The sequence below is a fragment of the Achromobacter sp. HZ34 genome (assembly GCF_002209485.1).
Lineage (GTDB): Bacteria > Pseudomonadota > Gammaproteobacteria > Burkholderiales > Burkholderiaceae_B > Bordetella_C.
Map to the genome: position 1 here is coordinate 266,743 of NZ_NJIX01000008.1, position 14,631 is coordinate 281,373.

A 14,631-nucleotide genomic window follows, 5' to 3' on the forward strand; every position below is an offset into this window, starting at 1 on the left:
TTCCATGCAGGCTCATCAGGCGTACCGGCCCGAAGACGGCCGGGCGCCTGTTCGCCCGTCGCTCGGCGGGCCCACCGGAGGAGACCGACCATGCAGAAGAAGAACGATGTCATCGATAACGATAACTCCCTCATTGCCACGACGGCCGCGAGCCACGACGCGCCGGCATCGGCGCGGCGCCGCTCGACCCTGGGCGCGCTTGGCGCAGGCGCACTGGCGACACTGACGCCGTGGTTGCCGGCGTGGGCCGCCGACGCATCATCCAGCAAGTGGCCGGACAAGCCGATCAACTACGTCGTGCCCTTTCCGCCCGGCGGCCTGACCGACGTGGCGGCGCGGCAGGCCGCCAAGGCCTTGGGCATGGCGGAAAACTGGAACGTCGTGGTGGAGAACAAGCCTGGCGGCAGCGCCAACATCGGCGCCGCCTATGTTTCGCGCGCGCAACCCGACGGCTACACCTGGCTGGCGATGACACTGTCGCATGCGGCCAATGCCACCCTGTTCCAGGGCAAGGCGGGCTATGACCTGTTGAAGGATCTGGTCCCGGTGGCTTGTATGGCCTCGTCATCCATGATGGTGGTGGTCAATCCCAAGAGCCCCATCAAGAGCATGGCCGACTTGCTGCAGGCAGCCAAGAGCCGCTCGCTGTCGGCCGGCTCCAGTGGCAACGGCACCCCGCCGCATCTGACCCTGGCCCTGTACCAGAGCCTGACCGGCACCAAGCTGCTGCACGTCCCATACAAAGGCGGTGCGCCCTCGCTGACGGACCTGATGGGCGGCCAGGTCGACCTGATCTTCTCCAACTATCCCGAGTCGCTGGCCTATGTGAAGAGCGGCGCCTTGCGGGCGCTGGCGGTCAGCAGCAAGCAGCGCAGCCCGGATCTGCCTGATGTCCCCACCGTGGCGGAAGCGGGCCTGCCCGGCCTGGTGGTGTCCAACTTCACCGGCGTCATGGCCCCGGCCGGCACTCCGCAACCCTTGGTGGACCGCATCAGCAAAGCCATCGTGAAGCAGATCAAGCAACCTGAGATGACCAAGAATCTGGTCACCCTGGGCTTCGGCGCCCAACCCATGGAAGCCGCCGAATTCGGTCCTTACCTGAAAGGCGAAGTCGAACGCTGGGCCAAGATCATCCACGACGCGAATATCCAGGTTGGATAAGCAAGGATTCCCGGCCAGGCGCCAGACCGCGGGCTGCCCCCTGGCCGTGACGTACACGAGTACCTCAGGTACAGACTTACCAAAATCCAGGACAGGAACCAGCAATCATGCGTATCGTCATCTCCGAATTCATGGACACCCCCGCCGTGGACAGCCTCCGCCGCGACTTCGATGTCCAGTACGAACCCGACCTGGTAGACCGCCGCGATGACCTGCTACACGCCGTGCAATCGGCCGATGCCTTGATCGTTCGCAACCGCACCCGCGTCGACGCCCCCCTGCTGGCCGCCGCCCCCAAGCTGAAAGCCGTCGGCCGCCTCGGCGTCGGCCTGGACAACATCGACATGCCCGCCTGCGCGGCCCGCCGCATCGACGTCTTCCCCGCCACCGGCGCCAATGCCCGCTCCGTGGCCGAATACGTCATCGCCACGATCCTGCTGCTGCTGCGCGGGGCTTACCAGGCAAGCGCCCAGGTGGCAGCAGGCGACTGGCCGCGCAACGCGCTGTCCAATGGCCGCGAGGCCAACCAGCGCATACTGGGCATCGTCGGCTACGGCGGCATCGGCCGCCTCGTCGCCCGCCTCGCGCGTGGACTGGACATGCGCGTCATCGCCGCCGATCCCATCCTGGGCGCCGATGACCCCGCCTGGCGCGAAGGCCTGGCCGACCGTGCCGAACTGGACGACCTGCTGCGCCAGGCCGATGCCGTGACCCTGCACATCCCCCTGACCGACGCCACCCGTGGCTTGCTGGACGCCGAACGCATGGCCGGCATGAAGGACGGCGCCATCCTGATCAACACCGCGCGCGGCGGCATCATCGACGAAGCCGCGCTGGCCGACGCGTTGCGGTCGGGCAAGCTGGGCGGCGCCGCCATCGATGTGTTCGACAAGGAGCCCCTGTCCGCCAGCAGCGCCCTGGCCGGCGTCCCCAACCTGATCCTGACCCCGCACATCGCCGGCCTGACCGAAGAAGCCAACACCCGCGTATCGGACATGACCGCGCAACGTGTCGCCCAGGCCCTGCGCAAGGGATGAAAGGAACGCCATGGCGTACGATGCAGCCAAACTACGCACGCATCGTTGAATTGAATCGCAGAACCACGGAGTTACCGAGATGAGCACGCTGGACCTGGACACCCTCGAAGCCCTTTGCCGCGCCGCGCTGGAAAGCGCCGGCGCCAGCCCGAAGATGGCGCACGACACCGCCGCCGCGCTGATGTACGCGGAAGCGCGCGGCATCGCTTCGCATGGCGCTTCGCGCGTGCCGTTCTATGCCACCCACTTGCGCAATGGCCGCGCCGACGGCGCCGCGATGGCCGCCGTCGCGCGTGAACGCGGTGGCGCGGTGCTGGTCGACGCCCACGACGGCCTGGCCTTTCCCGCGTGCGCCCTGGCCATCGAGGAAGCCATCCGCCGGGCCGGCGAATACGGCGTGTCTTATGCCGGCGTCTGCAACAGCCATCACTTCGGCGTGGCCGCGTATCACCTGGACGCGGTGGCGCGGCGCGGCATGGTCGGCCTGGCCATGGGCAACTCGCCGGCCGCCATGCCGGCGCACGGCGGCAAGCGTCCGCTGTTCGGCACCAACCCCATCGCCGCGGCGTTTCCCCGCCGCGACGCCGCACCGCTGGTGATCGACCTGTCCTTGTCGGAAGTGGCACGCGGCAAGCTGATGGTGGCGGCGCGTGAAGGCCGCGAGATTCCGCTGGGCTGGGCGCTGGATGCGCAAGGCCAGCCCACTACCGACCCGAAGGCCGGGCTCGAAGGCAGCATGCTGCCCATGGGTGGAGCCAAGGGCGCCATGCTGGCACTGGTCGTGGAGTTGCTGGCCTGCGCCCTGACCGGCGCGCACTTCGGTTTCGAAGCCGATTCCTTCTTCACCGAAGCCGGCAATCGGGCGCGTATCGGCCAGGCTTTCCTCGTCATCGATCCCGGCGCGCTGGCGGGCCAGGCGGCCTATCTGGAGCGTGTGGAAACCCTGGTTTCCGCCATGCTGGAAGACAGCAATGTGCGCCTGCCCGGCCAACGCCGCGAGACCTTGGCCGACGGTGCCCGCACGGCCGGCGTGAACGTGCCCGACGCCCTGCTGGCGGAAATTCGCAAGCTGGCCGAGGGCCAGGGTTGAGACTCAGGTCCCTGATGGTGGCTTCGATGTTTTGACAGGGACGCCCGGGCACCGGGCGTAAGATGTTCACCTTGTCGCTAACAACCATCGAGAAGGGACCAGCATGGAGACAAGCAAGACCCTCAACGACAAGCCGCGGGTAGGCATCATCGGCGTAGGCCAGATGGGCCACGGCATTGCCAGCAATATCCTGAAGGCCGGCTATCCGCTGGTGCTGCTGGATCATCCCGGCAACCAGCCGGTCGATGACCTCCTGTCCGCCGGCGCCCGGTCCGCCGCAACGCCGGCCGACGTCGCGCGCCAGGTCGACATCGTCGTGCTGTGCGTCACCGGCACGCCCCAGGTCGAACAAGTCCTGCTGCAGGAAAATGGCGTATTGGCCGGACTGCGCCCGCAAGGCATCGTCATCGACTGCTCCACGGCCATCCCCTCTTCCACCCTGAGACTGGCCGCGGCGGTCACCCAGGCGGGCGGCCGCTTCCTGGATGCGCCGATGACGCGCACGCCCAAGGAAGCCGCCGAAGGACGCCTGAACCTGATCGTCGGCGGCGACCCCGCGCTGTTCGAAGCCTGCCTGCCGCTGCTGCGCAGCTACGCGGAAAATATCACCTTTGCCGGCCCGGTGGGCTCGGGCCACAGGCTCAAGTTGCTGCACAACTACGTGTCGCTGGGTTTCTCCGCCGTACTGGCCGAGGCGGCCGCCTGCGCCGAACGGGCCCAGGTGGACGCCGCCGTCCTGATGGACATCCTGGCCAAGGGGGGCGGCGACGGCGTGGTCCTGGGCCGCCTGCGCCCCTACATCGAGCACGGCGACACCGATGCCTTCCGCTTTTCCATCGCCAACGCGTTGAAGGATATGGGTTATTACACCGCGATGGCGGAGGAGACCGGCGCGCCGCACGCCACCGCCGAAGCCATCCGCGCCACCTACGCGGCCGCCAGCGATGCAGGCATCGCCCAGGCCCCGGTGCCGGAAATCATCGATTTCCTGGCCGGTGGAAAAGGAAAGTAGCGTCTGTCCCAAGCCTGCCCGCGGCACAGCCGCGTGGCGCGGCGCAACCGCACAAGGCCCCGTCAGGGGTTAGCATCCCCCGCCGTCAGCGCCGCCAACTCACGTTCATCGAAGCCAGCCGCGCGGCGTGCGTCCAGATTGAAGGGACCACGCTGGCGCGGCGCGGCATACCGTTGCGCCAACTCGGCATGCCAGGCCACCGGATCGTGCCCGCCCGTGTCGCACAACCAGCGGTACCAGCGATTGCCGATGGCAACGTGGCCGATCTCATCGCGCAGGATGATGTCCAGGATGGCCGCACCGCGCGCGTCGCCCACCGCGGCCAGCTTGGCGCGGATCATCGGCGAAGCGTCCAGCCCGCGCGCTTCCAGGACGCGCGGCACCAGCGCCAGACGCGCTGCCACGTCATCGCAAGTCCTGGCGGCCATATCCCACAAGCCGTTGTGGGCGGAGAAATCGCCATAGGCGTGGCCCAGCGTCGCCAGATGCTCGTTGAGCAAACGGAAATGGCTGGCCTCCTCGCGCGCCACGACGATCCAGTCGCGGTAGAAAGCGTCCGGCATGCCGGGAAAACGCCAGACGATGTCCAGCGCCAGGTTGACCGCATTGAATTCGATATGCGCCAGCGCATGAACCAGCGCGGCGCGCCCCTGCGGCGTACCCGCCGGCCGCGACTTCAGCCGGGCCGGGGCCACCAGCACGGGCTGCGCCGGCCGGCCAGGCAATGACGGCGGTGCGGCCAGCATCGCCGCCGGATCCACGGGCAGGGACTCGTCCAGCGCAGCGACGGCCGCCAGCTTGGCAGGCCAGTCCGCCAGGGCCAGCGCGGCCAAGGCGCCCTGGCGCAATTCGCTCGCCACGAAAATAGGTAGGTCTTCCATCGCGGCAGGTTAACAGCTACGTTCTTATAATCTCCAGGCGCTTGGCCTGGATGCGGCGTCTCACTCAACGCGACTTCTTATAATCTCCAGGCCCCCACCATGGGGCAACGCACCGCGGCATCACAGCCGCAAGCTCGACGTCCCCCTCACCGCCGCAACGTTGCACACGCCGCATCCATGACCGACTCCCAGCCAGCGTCCGACCCCACCGCCGATTCCGACGATCCCCGCCTGACGGTCACGCGTACGCTGGCCACCGTCGATCCGGCGCAATGGGACGCCCTGGCCGGTCCCCAGCCCTTCCTGTCGCACGCCTTCCTGTCGGCCCTGCACGACACCGGCTGTGCCGCGCCCGCCACGGGCTGGGTGCCCTACTACCTGATCCTGCGGCGGGCCGGCGCACTGGTGGGCGCCATGCCCCTGTACGTGAAAACCCATTCGCGCGGCGAATACGTGTTCGACCAGGCCTGGGCAGAGGCCTTCGAACGCCACGGCCTGGACTATTACCCCAAGCTGCTGGCAGCCGTGCCCTTTACCCCCGTCAGCGGGCCGCGCCTGCTCGCGCGCACCCACGCCGACCGCGTGCTGCTGGCGCGCGGCGCCGTCGAACTCACCCAGAGCCTGAAGCTGTCATCGCTGCACGTGCTGTTTCCCCAGGCCGAAGACCAGCGCGCCCTGGAAGAAGCCGGCTATCTGGTGCGCCAGGGCGTGCAATTCCACTGGGAAGACGCCGCTTACGGCAATTTCGACGCTTTCCTGGCCGCCCTCAGCCATGACAAGCGCAAGAAAATCCGCCAGGACCGCAAGAAGGTCGCGGCGGCGGGGATCACCTTCCGCTGGCTCAGCGGCGCGGCCATCGACGACGACGCGCTGTCTTTTTTCCACGCCTGCTATGTCGAGACCTACCGCAACCACTGGTCCTCGCCTTACCTGACGCTGGATTTCTTCCAACGCCTGCGCGAGCAATTGCCCGACGCCCTGGTGCTGATCCTGGCCTGCCGTGACGGCGCCCCCGTGGCGGCGGCGCTGAACATGACCGACGGCGAGGCCTTGTATGGCCGCCATTGGGGCGCCATGGAAGTCGTGCCGGGCCTGCATTTCGAGACCTGCTACCTGCAGGGCATCGAGTACTGCCTGGCGCACGGCCTGGGCCGCTTCGAGGGCGGCGCCCAGGGCGAACACAAGATCGCCCGCGGCCTGCTGCCCACGCCCACCTGTTCTGCCCATTGGATTACCGACCGCCGCTTCGCCGAGGCCATCGCCGATTTCCTGCAGCGCGAGGGCGACGCCATGACCGCTTATCGGGAAGACCTGGAAGGCCACACGCCCTTTCGCCAAGCACAGGGCCATCCAGGCGCATAGCCCCACCGCCCCCTCTGTCTGTTTTTGACAACGTCCTATCGACTACGCCACAAGTTCGAGTGATGCTTGAATTGATGTAACCGTTCGGCGTATTGTGACGGAACCTTGCTCGTCTATGAGACTTTCCCGCGCGCGACGGACCAGGGACGACGCCGACCATTCCATTCATGGCCAAGCGCCTGCAAAAACGGATAACGCGATGGGACACAGACGACCATGAAAAACCTCACTTTGCGGCAGCGCCTGCTGGCCAGCTTCGCCGCCATCCTCGTCATCATGCTGCTGATGGCGCTGGTGGACTACAGCCGGCTGCTGGCCATCGAGAGCGAGGCGCAAGGGATCCGCGGAGACTCCCTGCCGGGGCTGCAATACAGCGCCCGCATCCTCAACGACTGGCAAAAAGGCCACGACCAGTTGCGCCAGGGCATCGTGCGACAGACGCCGCTGCCGGCGCTGCGCGACGCCCTCGACAAAGCCGATGCCCAACTGGACGCGCAACTGCGCGGGTATGCACAGACTGTATTCATTCTGGACGACCGCCAGGTCTACGACACCTTCATGAAAACGGTGAGCGCCTACCGCCAGGCGCGCGCCGAGGTGGTGGCCAGCCAGCAAGCGGGCGACAACGCGCGCGCGCGGACGCTGCTGCAGGATGGCATCACCGATGTCTATTTGGACGGCCGCGCGCAACTGGCCAACATGGTCGACGAAAACAGCGCGCGCGCCGATCAATCTGTCCAGCACATCGTCGAGACACTGCGCCATGCCGAATGGATCCTGCTGGCCGGCCTGATCCTGGCGGTGCTGGCCGCCATCGCCTGCGCGGCCTTGCTGACCCGCGCCATCAACACGCCCATGCGCAAGATTGTCGACAGTCTGGGACGGTTCGGTAATGGGGATCTCAGCGCCCGCCTGCAGCTGGCGCGCCGGGACGAATTCGGCGCCATCGAGTCGGGCTTCAACCGCATGGCCGATGAACTGACCGACCTGGTCGGCAAGGCGCAGCGTTCCGCCATCCAGGTCGCGACCTCGGTGACGGAAATCGCCGCCACGTCGCGGCAGCAGCAAGCCACGGCCTCGGAAGTGGCGTCCACTACCACCGAAATCGGCGCCACCTCGCGCGAGATCGCCGCCACCGCGCGCGACCTGGTGCGCACCATGAGCGAGGTTTCCGCCGCCGCCGACCAGACCGCCACCCTGGCCGATGGCGGGCATCACGACCTGTCGCGCATGGAGCACACCATGCGCAGCGTGGTGGAAGCGGCCGGCACGGTCAACGGCAAGCTGGGCGTTCTGAACGAAAAAGCCGGCAACATCAACCAGGTCGTCACCACCATCAACAAGGTGGCCGACCAGACCAACCTGCTGTCCTTGAACGCGGCCATCGAAGCCGAGAAAGCGGGCGAGTACGGCCGCGGCTTCGTGGTCGTCGCCACCGAAATCCGTCGCCTGGCCGACCAGACCGCGGTGGCCACCTACGACATCGAGCAGATCGTGCGCGAGATCCAGTCGTCGGTCGCCGCCGGCGTGATGGGCATGGACAAGTTCTCGGAGGAAGTGCGACGCGGCATGCAGGACATGCAGCAGGTCGGCGAACAGTTGTCGCAGATCATCCAGCACGTGCAGACGCTGGCGCCGCGGGTGCAGGTGGTCAACGAGGGCATGCAGGCCCAGGCTACCGGCGCGGAACAGATCAACCAGGCCCTGACGCAGCTGGCCGATGCCACGCAACAGACCGTCGAATCGCTGCGCCAGTCCAGTCTGGCGATCGACGACCTGAACACCGTGGCGGGCGACCTGCGCGGCGGCGTGACACGCTTCAAGCTGTGATGAGCATCGTTGCCGGCACGCCCGTCCCCGGCCACCGCGCCGCCACGCAGCGGCGCCTGTTCCTGCGCTTTGCCATCGGGGCCGACACTTACGTGCTGGACACGCATGAGATCGTGCAAGTGCTGCCGCTGGCGCGCTACAAGCAGATGCCGGGCATGCCGGCCTGGGTGGCGGGACTGGCGATGTATCACGGCCGCGCATTGCCGGTCATCGACATGACGGCGCTGGCCACGGGCGCGGCGGCCGCGCGGCTGACGAGCACGCGCGTGGTGGTGGTGGACAGTCCCACGGGGGCCGATGCGAATGCCGATGCCGACCGCCGCGCGCCGCTGGGCTTGATCCTGGAGAAAGCCACGGAGACGGCGCATTACGATCCCGCGGCGTTCCTGCCGTCGGGCCTGGATCATCGCGACGCGCCCTATCTGGGACCGGTATTGGACACTGGCGCCGGGCTGCTGCAATGGCTGCGCGTGGATGACCTGGTACCCGTAGGGGTGCGCGAACGCCTGTTTGGCGCCGCGGCAGAGGCCGGGACATGAATCGCCCAGGGCCATCCGCCGGCGCCGGCCAAGCCGGTAGCGACGTGCCGTCCCGGGAGGCAGGGCGGGAAGCCTCGGCCCGTGGTCTCGCTGAAGGTGCCATGCCAGCTGCCATGAAGGCTGCCTTCAACGATCTGCTCAAGCAACGGATCGGCCTGGATGCCGACGCCATCGGCCAGGCAACCATAGACCGCGCCGTGCGCCTGCGCGCCCAGGCCTGCCACGCGGCCGATGCCGCTGAATATTGGCGACAACTGGCCGGCTCGCGCGAGGAGCAGCAGCACCTGATCGAAACCGTGGTGGTGCCGGAGACCTCGTTCTTCCGCCACCCGCAATCGATGGACACCTTGGCTCTGCTGGCCCGCCAGCGTCTGGCACAGGGCGGCCAGTTGCGCTTGCTCAGCCTGCCCTGTTCCAGCGGCGAGGAAGCCTATACGCTGGGCATGGCGCTGCTGGATGCCGGCATCGACGCCAGCCGGTTTTCCGTGATCGGCGTGGACATCAGCGCGCGGTTGGTGCAGCACGCCCGCCATGGGGTATATGGCCGCAATTCCTTCCGTGGCGATGCGTTGGGTTTTCGCGCGCGGCATTTCAGCGAGACGGCGGCCGGGTATTCCGTTTTGCCCCGGGTTCGGGCCGAGGTGTCCTTCCAGACGGGCAATCTGCTGGCACCCGTGCTGGACCTGCCGCCGGCCGGCTTCGACTTCGTGTTCTGCCGCAACCTGCTTATCTATTTCGACGAAGCCACCCAGCGGGCCGCCGTGAATGTGCTGATGGGGCTGGCGCGGCCCGATGGTTATCTTTTCGTCGGTCCCGCCGAAGCCAGCCTGTTGACGCGCATGGGCTTGCGGCAGATCGACGCGCCCGGCGCGTTCGCGTTCCATCGGGAGATGCCGCCGGCCGCGGCTCGGCCCCATGGCGCCGGACGCGCTGCGGCGCATGGTGCCAAGGTAGCGGCGAGGCCGTCTTCGAGCGCAAGCTCGGGGGGAACCCACCGTTCCGTTGCAGGAGCGACAGCGCGGGCCGCCGCGGGCGCGAATGGCGGCACGGTGGGGCCGTCGGCTTTGCCAGCGTTCGCGGCGACCCGCGAGAGCGCGCCGCGCGGCGCCGCCGCGCCCGCAACGCCCTCGAACGCAACGCCCTCCAACGCTATAGCCTCGAACGCTAAAGCCTTGAATGCTACAGCCTTGAATGCTACAGCCTTGAATGCTACAGCCTTGAATGCCGCGGCCACGAACGCCGCCGCATCGGCGTCCCTGGCGTCCCTGGCGGCCGTACAGGCCTTGGCCGATGCCGGCCGGATTCCGGCGGCCCTGGACGCGGGGGCGCGGCATCTGGAACAGCATGGGGCGTCCGCGGCGGCGTACTACCTGATCGGTGTGCTGCACGACGCCGCCGGCGCCACTGCCTCGGCAGAAGCCGCTTATCGCAAGGCGCTCTACCTGGAACCGGACCATCACGAAGCGCTGCTGCACCTGGCCTCGGTGGCCGAGGCGCGTGGCGATGCCACGGCGGCGCGCCAGCTGCGCCAACGCGCGGCCCGTGCGGGAGCCCGACATGGTTGAACACGCCGCCGCGCCCATCGACGACTGCTGGAACCGCATCGGCATCCGCGGCGACATGTCGTGCCCGCGCTTGCGCGAACACATCCACTGCCGCAACTGCCCCGTCTACGCCACGGCCGCCCGGCGACTGCTGGACCGGCATCCCGCGACATATGACGACGCGGACGACAGCGTCAGCATCGCCCAGGTCCGGAGCAGCACCAATGACGGCAGCCTCGGCGCCGCCCAGGCCCGGCACGGAATCGGGGGCGAGCAAGCCAACGCCCTCGCCAAGGCGCCGGGCGTGCCGGGCCACACCTCCCCCCATGCAGGCAACGCCGTCACCGTCTCGGCGCTGGTCTTTCGCCTGGGCGCCGAATGGCTGGCGCTGCCCACGTCGACACTGACCGAGGTGGCGACGATGCGGGCGATCCACACGCTGCCGCGCCGCAGCGGCGTCGTGACGGGCGTCTGCAATATCCGTGGCCGCCTGCTGGCCTGCATTTCCTTGCCGGTACTGCTGGGCCTGAGCACGCAAGCTCCGGCTGTCGCCGCGCCGGTACCTTCAGCCACTTCGGCGGCATCGGCCAGGGCACCGCGCCTGCTGATCCTCAACAGCACCCCACGCGCGGTCGTCGTCCCGGTCGACGAGGTTGAAGGCATCCATGCCTACGACGCCGACGCCTTGAGTCCGGTCCCCGCCACCCTGGGCGCCGAACGCTACACCCGCGCCATCGCGCGCCATGGCGAGCGCACGATAGGCGTGCTGGACGGCGAGCGCCTGTTGCGCGCCATCGACCGGAGCCTGGCATGAATCCCGGCGACGATATCCGCGACGCTTCCCTGCTGGACCTGTTCCTGATGGAGGCGCGCACCCAGGTGCAGGTGCTCAACACCGGCCTGCTGGCGCTGGAACGGGACGCCACCGCCGCCGACCAGCTGGAAGCCTGCATGCGGGCGGCCCATTCCATGAAGGGCGCGGCGCGCATCGTCGGCCTGGAAGGCGGGGTACGTGTCGCCCATGTGATGGAAGACCTGCTCGTCGATGCCCAGGCCGGCCGGCGCCATCTGAGCGCGGCGGACATCGATCTGCTGCTGCGGGGTGCCGACTTGTTGCTGAAGCTGCCCGGCATGGGCGCCGCCGATGCCATCCTGCAAGCCGATGCCTACGTCACCGTACTGACGACGCATCTTCGCAGCGGCCTCGTGCCAAGCTCCATAGGGATCGGGACTGGGGAAGGCGGCACTGCCACGGAAGGCGGACCGTTGGCGCCAGCGCCGGTCACCGAACGCCCTCGCACGGTTCTCCCCTCGGACATCCTGCCCGCCTTCAGCGCGGAACCGGAATCCAGACCGACGCCGCGCCCGGCGCAGCCAGCCGCGGCACAGGCGGACACCGACCGCGACCTGCGCGTCAATGCCGAAACGCTGGACCGCCTGCTGGGCCTGAGCAGCGAAACCCTGGTCGAATCCCATCGCCTGGGCCCCTTCGCGGCCTCGCTGCTGCAACTCAAGCGCATGCAGGAGCAACTGTCGCGCACGCTGGCCGGCGCCGAACAGGGCCCGGCCGACGCCGACAGCCTGCGCGCCACGCTGGCGCAGGCGCGCCAACTGGCCGACGCCTGCCAGCAGACCCTGGGCGACCGCATGGCCCAGGCCGACCAGTTCGGCTGGCGCATCGGCGATCTGGCGCAACGGCTCTACGATGCCTCACTGGCCTGCCGCATGCGTCCCTTCGGCGACACCACGGGCGGCCTGCCGCGCATGATCCGGGACCTTGCCCGCGACCTCGGCAAGCAGGCGCGGCTGGTGGTCCTGGGCGACACCACCCGGGTCGACCGCGACGTCCTGGAAAGACTGGACGCGCCGCTGAATCACCTGCTGCGCAACGCCGTCGACCACGGCATCGAACCGCCCGCGCAACGCCTGGCGCAGGGCAAGCCGGCCGTGGGCACCGTCACGCTGGAGGCCCGCCACAGCGCCGGCATGCTGCTGATCGAAGTTGCCGACGACGGCGCCGGTATCGACCTGGACGACCTGCGCGAGGAAATCGTGCAACGCCAGTTGGCCAATGCGGAAACCGCCGCCGCCCTCAGCGAAAGCGAATTGCTCAGCTTCCTGTTCCTGCCCGGCTTCACGACCCGCGACGCGGTGACGGAGGTGTCCGGCCGCGGCGTCGGGCTGGACGTGGTGCAGGACATGATGCGCCAGCTGCGCGGCACCGCCCGCGTCCACCAGCGGCCGGGCGCGGGCACCCGCTTCACGCTGGAGATGCCGCTGTCCCTGTCGGTCGCGCGTTGCCTGATTGTCGACATTGGCGACGAGCGCTACGCCTTCCCGCTCGCCTACGTCCAGCGGGCCCTGGCCATTCCGCGCGACGCCATCGCCCAGCTGGAGGGCCGCCAGCACTTCACCCACGAAGGCCGGCAGATCGGCCTGGTGGCCGGCCGCCTGCTGCTGCAATATCCGGCGGGAGCGCCGCCCGCGGGTGAAGTGCCGGTGATCCTGCTGGGCGATGCCACCCAGACCTTCGGCATCGCGGTGGACCGCTATGTGGCGGAACGCACATTGGTGGTGCAGCCCCTGGATCCGCGCCTGGGCAAGATGCAGGACATCCTGGCGGGCGCCCTGATGGACGACGGTACGCCGGTCCTGATCGTGGACGTGGAGGATCTGCTGCGGTCGATCGAAAAGCGCGTGGCCAGCGGCGATCTGCTGCGCGTGGGCGATGGCGCGCAAGCCGAAGCCCAGCGCCGCAAGCGGGTATTGGTCATCGACGATTCGCTGACGGTGCGCGAGCTGGAACGCAAACTGCTGCAGAATCGCGGCTATGAGGTCGCCGTGGCGGTCGACGGCATGGACGGCTGGAATATGCTGCGCGCCGGCACCTATGACCTGGTCGTGACCGATGTGGATATGCCGCGTATGGATGGCATTGAACTAGTGACGCGCATACGCCACGATACCCGCCTGCAGTCCATGCATGTCATGGTAGTGTCCTATAAGGACCGGCCCGAAGACCGGCAACGCGGCCTGGATGCCGGCGCGGATTACTACCTGGGCAAAAGCAGCTTCCACGACGACGCCCTGCTGCAGGCGGTAGAAGACTTGATCGGACGCGCTCGATGAAAATAGGCATCGTCAACGATATGCCGCTGGCGGTAGAGGCCCTGCAAAGGGCGCTCGCGTTCGACCCCGAACTGCGCGTGGTCTGGGTGGCCAGCGACGGCGCGCAAGCCGTGGACGCCTGCATGGCGCAACGCCCGGACGTCATCCTGATGGACCTGCTGATGCCCGTGATGGATGGCGTGGAAGCGACGCGCCGCATCATGGCGCAAACGCCCTGCGCCATCATCGTCGTCACCAGTGACATGGACCGCCATACCTCGCGGGTCTTCGATGCCATGGGCCACGGCGCCGTCGACGTCATCGACACACCGCGCCTGGGCGCCCCCAACCCGCGCGCGGCGGCGGCCGCCCTGCTGCGCAAGATCCGCAACGTCGGCTGGCTGATCGGCGCCTACGACCGCGGCCGTCCGGCGCAGGCTGCCACGGCCGCGCACCCCCTGGCCGCCGGTGCCGCGCCCCGCCTGATCGGCATCGGTGCCAGCGCCGGTGGACCGCCGTCGCTGGCCACGCTGCTGGGCGGTTTGCCGGGCGATTTCCCCGCTGCCATCGTGCTGGTGCAGCATGTGGACGCCAGTTTCGCCGCCGGCATGGCCACCTGGCTGGACGAGCAGATCGAGCTGCCCGTACGCCTTGCTGCCAACGGCGAACGCCCGCAGCCTGGAACCGTATTGCTGGCTGGTACGGACGACCATCTCGTGCTGCATAATGATGGCACTTTGCGATATACGCGGGAGCCAGCCGAAGGCCTGTACCGACCGTCCATCGACGTATTCTTCGACAGCGTGGCGCGCCATTGCCGGGCACCGGCCATCGGCGTCGTGCTTACCGGCATGGGCCGCGATGGCGCCTTGGGCCTGCGGGCAATGCGAGAACGCGGCATGCTGACGATTGCCCAGGACCGGGCGTCCAGCGCGGTCTACGGCATGCCCAAGGCCGCCGCCGAGCTCAACGCCGCCGGGGAGATTCTGCCGCTGGACCGCATTGCCGCCAGGTTGATCGCCGCGCTCGGGATGGGCGCCAGCGTGCAGAGAACATAACAAAGGAAG

The 14,631-nt window shown here is 68.2% G+C and carries 12 protein-coding genes; 11 read left to right on the forward strand and 1 reads right to left on the reverse strand.

What is annotated here, in order from left to right; genetic code table 11:
- Window positions 1-90: 90 nt before the first annotated feature.
- The 4 genes from CEY05_RS27145 (at window position 91) to CEY05_RS27160 (ending at window position 4,300) form a co-directional block, all read left to right on the forward strand.
- On the forward strand, window positions 91-1,161 hold the full coding sequence (locus tag CEY05_RS27145) for a tripartite tricarboxylate transporter substrate binding protein (RefSeq protein ID WP_088600383.1): 1,071 nt from the start codon (window positions 91-93) through the stop codon (window positions 1,159-1,161).
- A gap of 107 nt (window positions 1,162-1,268) precedes the next feature.
- Complete coding sequence (locus tag CEY05_RS27150; RefSeq protein WP_088600384.1) at window positions 1,269-2,198, forward strand: hydroxyacid dehydrogenase; 930 nt, start codon at window positions 1,269-1,271, stop codon at window positions 2,196-2,198.
- A 79-nt stretch (window positions 2,199-2,277) separates the two neighbouring features.
- Complete coding sequence (locus tag CEY05_RS27155) at window positions 2,278-3,288, forward strand: Ldh family oxidoreductase (RefSeq protein ID WP_088600385.1); 1,011 nt, start codon at window positions 2,278-2,280, stop codon at window positions 3,286-3,288.
- A gap of 103 nt (window positions 3,289-3,391) precedes the next feature.
- A complete protein-coding gene (locus CEY05_RS27160; RefSeq protein WP_088600386.1) occupies window positions 3,392-4,300 on the forward strand; it encodes an NAD(P)-dependent oxidoreductase in 909 nt (302 codons plus the stop codon).
- Between the two features lie 62 nt (window positions 4,301-4,362).
- On the opposite strand, the gene CEY05_RS27165 is transcribed toward CEY05_RS27160, so the two are convergent.
- Window positions 4,363-5,181, reverse strand: a complete 819-nt coding sequence (locus tag CEY05_RS27165; RefSeq protein ID WP_088600387.1) for a ferritin-like domain-containing protein — start codon at window positions 5,179-5,181, stop codon at window positions 4,363-4,365.
- Between the two features lie 177 nt (window positions 5,182-5,358).
- On the opposite strand from CEY05_RS27165, the gene CEY05_RS27170 reads away from it, so the two are divergent.
- The 7 genes from CEY05_RS27170 to CEY05_RS27200 all read left to right on the forward strand — a co-directional run bounded on the left by CEY05_RS27170 (window position 5,359) and on the right by CEY05_RS27200 (window position 14,622).
- The gene (locus CEY05_RS27170) at window positions 5,359-6,543 is read left to right on the forward strand and encodes a GNAT family N-acetyltransferase (RefSeq protein WP_088600388.1); all 1,185 of its coding nucleotides are present in this window, start codon (window positions 5,359-5,361) and stop codon (window positions 6,541-6,543) included.
- 216 nt (window positions 6,544-6,759) lie between these two features.
- Entirely contained in the window at window positions 6,760-8,373 is a 1,614-nt protein-coding gene (locus tag CEY05_RS27175) for a methyl-accepting chemotaxis protein (RefSeq protein ID WP_088600389.1), read from the forward strand.
- Complete coding sequence (locus CEY05_RS27180; RefSeq protein WP_088600390.1) at window positions 8,373-8,912, forward strand: chemotaxis protein CheW; 540 nt, start codon at window positions 8,373-8,375, stop codon at window positions 8,910-8,912. The genes CEY05_RS27175 and CEY05_RS27180 overlap by 1 nt, the downstream gene beginning before the upstream one ends.
- Window positions 8,913-9,013: 101 nt before the next feature.
- Complete coding sequence (locus CEY05_RS27185) at window positions 9,014-10,477, forward strand: protein-glutamate O-methyltransferase CheR (protein WP_233161726.1); 1,464 nt, start codon at window positions 9,014-9,016, stop codon at window positions 10,475-10,477.
- Window positions 10,470-11,270, forward strand: a complete 801-nt coding sequence (locus tag CEY05_RS27190; protein WP_088600469.1) for a chemotaxis protein CheW — start codon at window positions 10,470-10,472, stop codon at window positions 11,268-11,270. The genes CEY05_RS27185 and CEY05_RS27190 overlap by 8 nt, the downstream gene beginning before the upstream one ends.
- Window positions 11,267-13,585 (forward strand): hybrid sensor histidine kinase/response regulator, encoded by a 2,319-nt coding sequence (locus CEY05_RS27195; RefSeq protein WP_088600392.1) that lies wholly within the window; start codon window positions 11,267-11,269, stop codon window positions 13,583-13,585. The genes CEY05_RS27190 and CEY05_RS27195 overlap by 4 nt, the downstream gene beginning before the upstream one ends.
- Window positions 13,582-14,622 (forward strand): chemotaxis response regulator protein-glutamate methylesterase, encoded by a 1,041-nt coding sequence (locus tag CEY05_RS27200; RefSeq protein ID WP_088600393.1) that lies wholly within the window; start codon window positions 13,582-13,584, stop codon window positions 14,620-14,622. Before CEY05_RS27195 ends, CEY05_RS27200 begins: the two co-directional genes overlap by 4 nt.
- Window positions 14,623-14,631 lie beyond the last annotated feature (9 nt).

What these genes read in the sequence shown, in the direction of transcription:
- CEY05_RS27170 (WP_088600388.1), top strand. Translation starts at nt 5,359, where the DNA reads ATGACCGACTCCCAGCCAGCGTCCGACCCCACCGCCGATTCCGACGAT.
- CEY05_RS27150 (WP_088600384.1), top strand. Translation starts at nt 1,269, where the DNA reads ATGCGTATCGTCATCTCCGAATTCATGGACACCCCCGCCGTGGACAGC.
- CEY05_RS27155 (WP_088600385.1), top strand. Translation starts at nt 2,278, where the DNA reads ATGAGCACGCTGGACCTGGACACCCTCGAAGCCCTTTGCCGCGCCGCG.
- CEY05_RS27145 (WP_088600383.1), top strand. Translation starts at nt 91, where the DNA reads ATGCAGAAGAAGAACGATGTCATCGATAACGATAACTCCCTCATTGCC.
- CEY05_RS27165 (WP_088600387.1), bottom strand. Translation starts at nt 5,181, where the DNA reads ATGGAAGACCTACCTATTTTCGTGGCGAGCGAATTGCGCCAGGGCGCC.
- CEY05_RS27180 (WP_088600390.1), top strand. Translation starts at nt 8,373, where the DNA reads ATGAGCATCGTTGCCGGCACGCCCGTCCCCGGCCACCGCGCCGCCACG.
- CEY05_RS27175 (WP_088600389.1), top strand. Translation starts at nt 6,760, where the DNA reads ATGAAAAACCTCACTTTGCGGCAGCGCCTGCTGGCCAGCTTCGCCGCC.
- CEY05_RS27185 (WP_233161726.1), top strand. Translation starts at nt 9,014, where the DNA reads ATGCCAGCTGCCATGAAGGCTGCCTTCAACGATCTGCTCAAGCAACGG.
- CEY05_RS27195 (WP_088600392.1), top strand. Translation starts at nt 11,267, where the DNA reads ATGAATCCCGGCGACGATATCCGCGACGCTTCCCTGCTGGACCTGTTC.
- CEY05_RS27190 (WP_088600469.1), top strand. Translation starts at nt 10,470, where the DNA reads ATGGTTGAACACGCCGCCGCGCCCATCGACGACTGCTGGAACCGCATC.
- CEY05_RS27200 (WP_088600393.1), top strand. Translation starts at nt 13,582, where the DNA reads ATGAAAATAGGCATCGTCAACGATATGCCGCTGGCGGTAGAGGCCCTG.
- CEY05_RS27160 (WP_088600386.1), top strand. Translation starts at nt 3,392, where the DNA reads ATGGAGACAAGCAAGACCCTCAACGACAAGCCGCGGGTAGGCATCATC.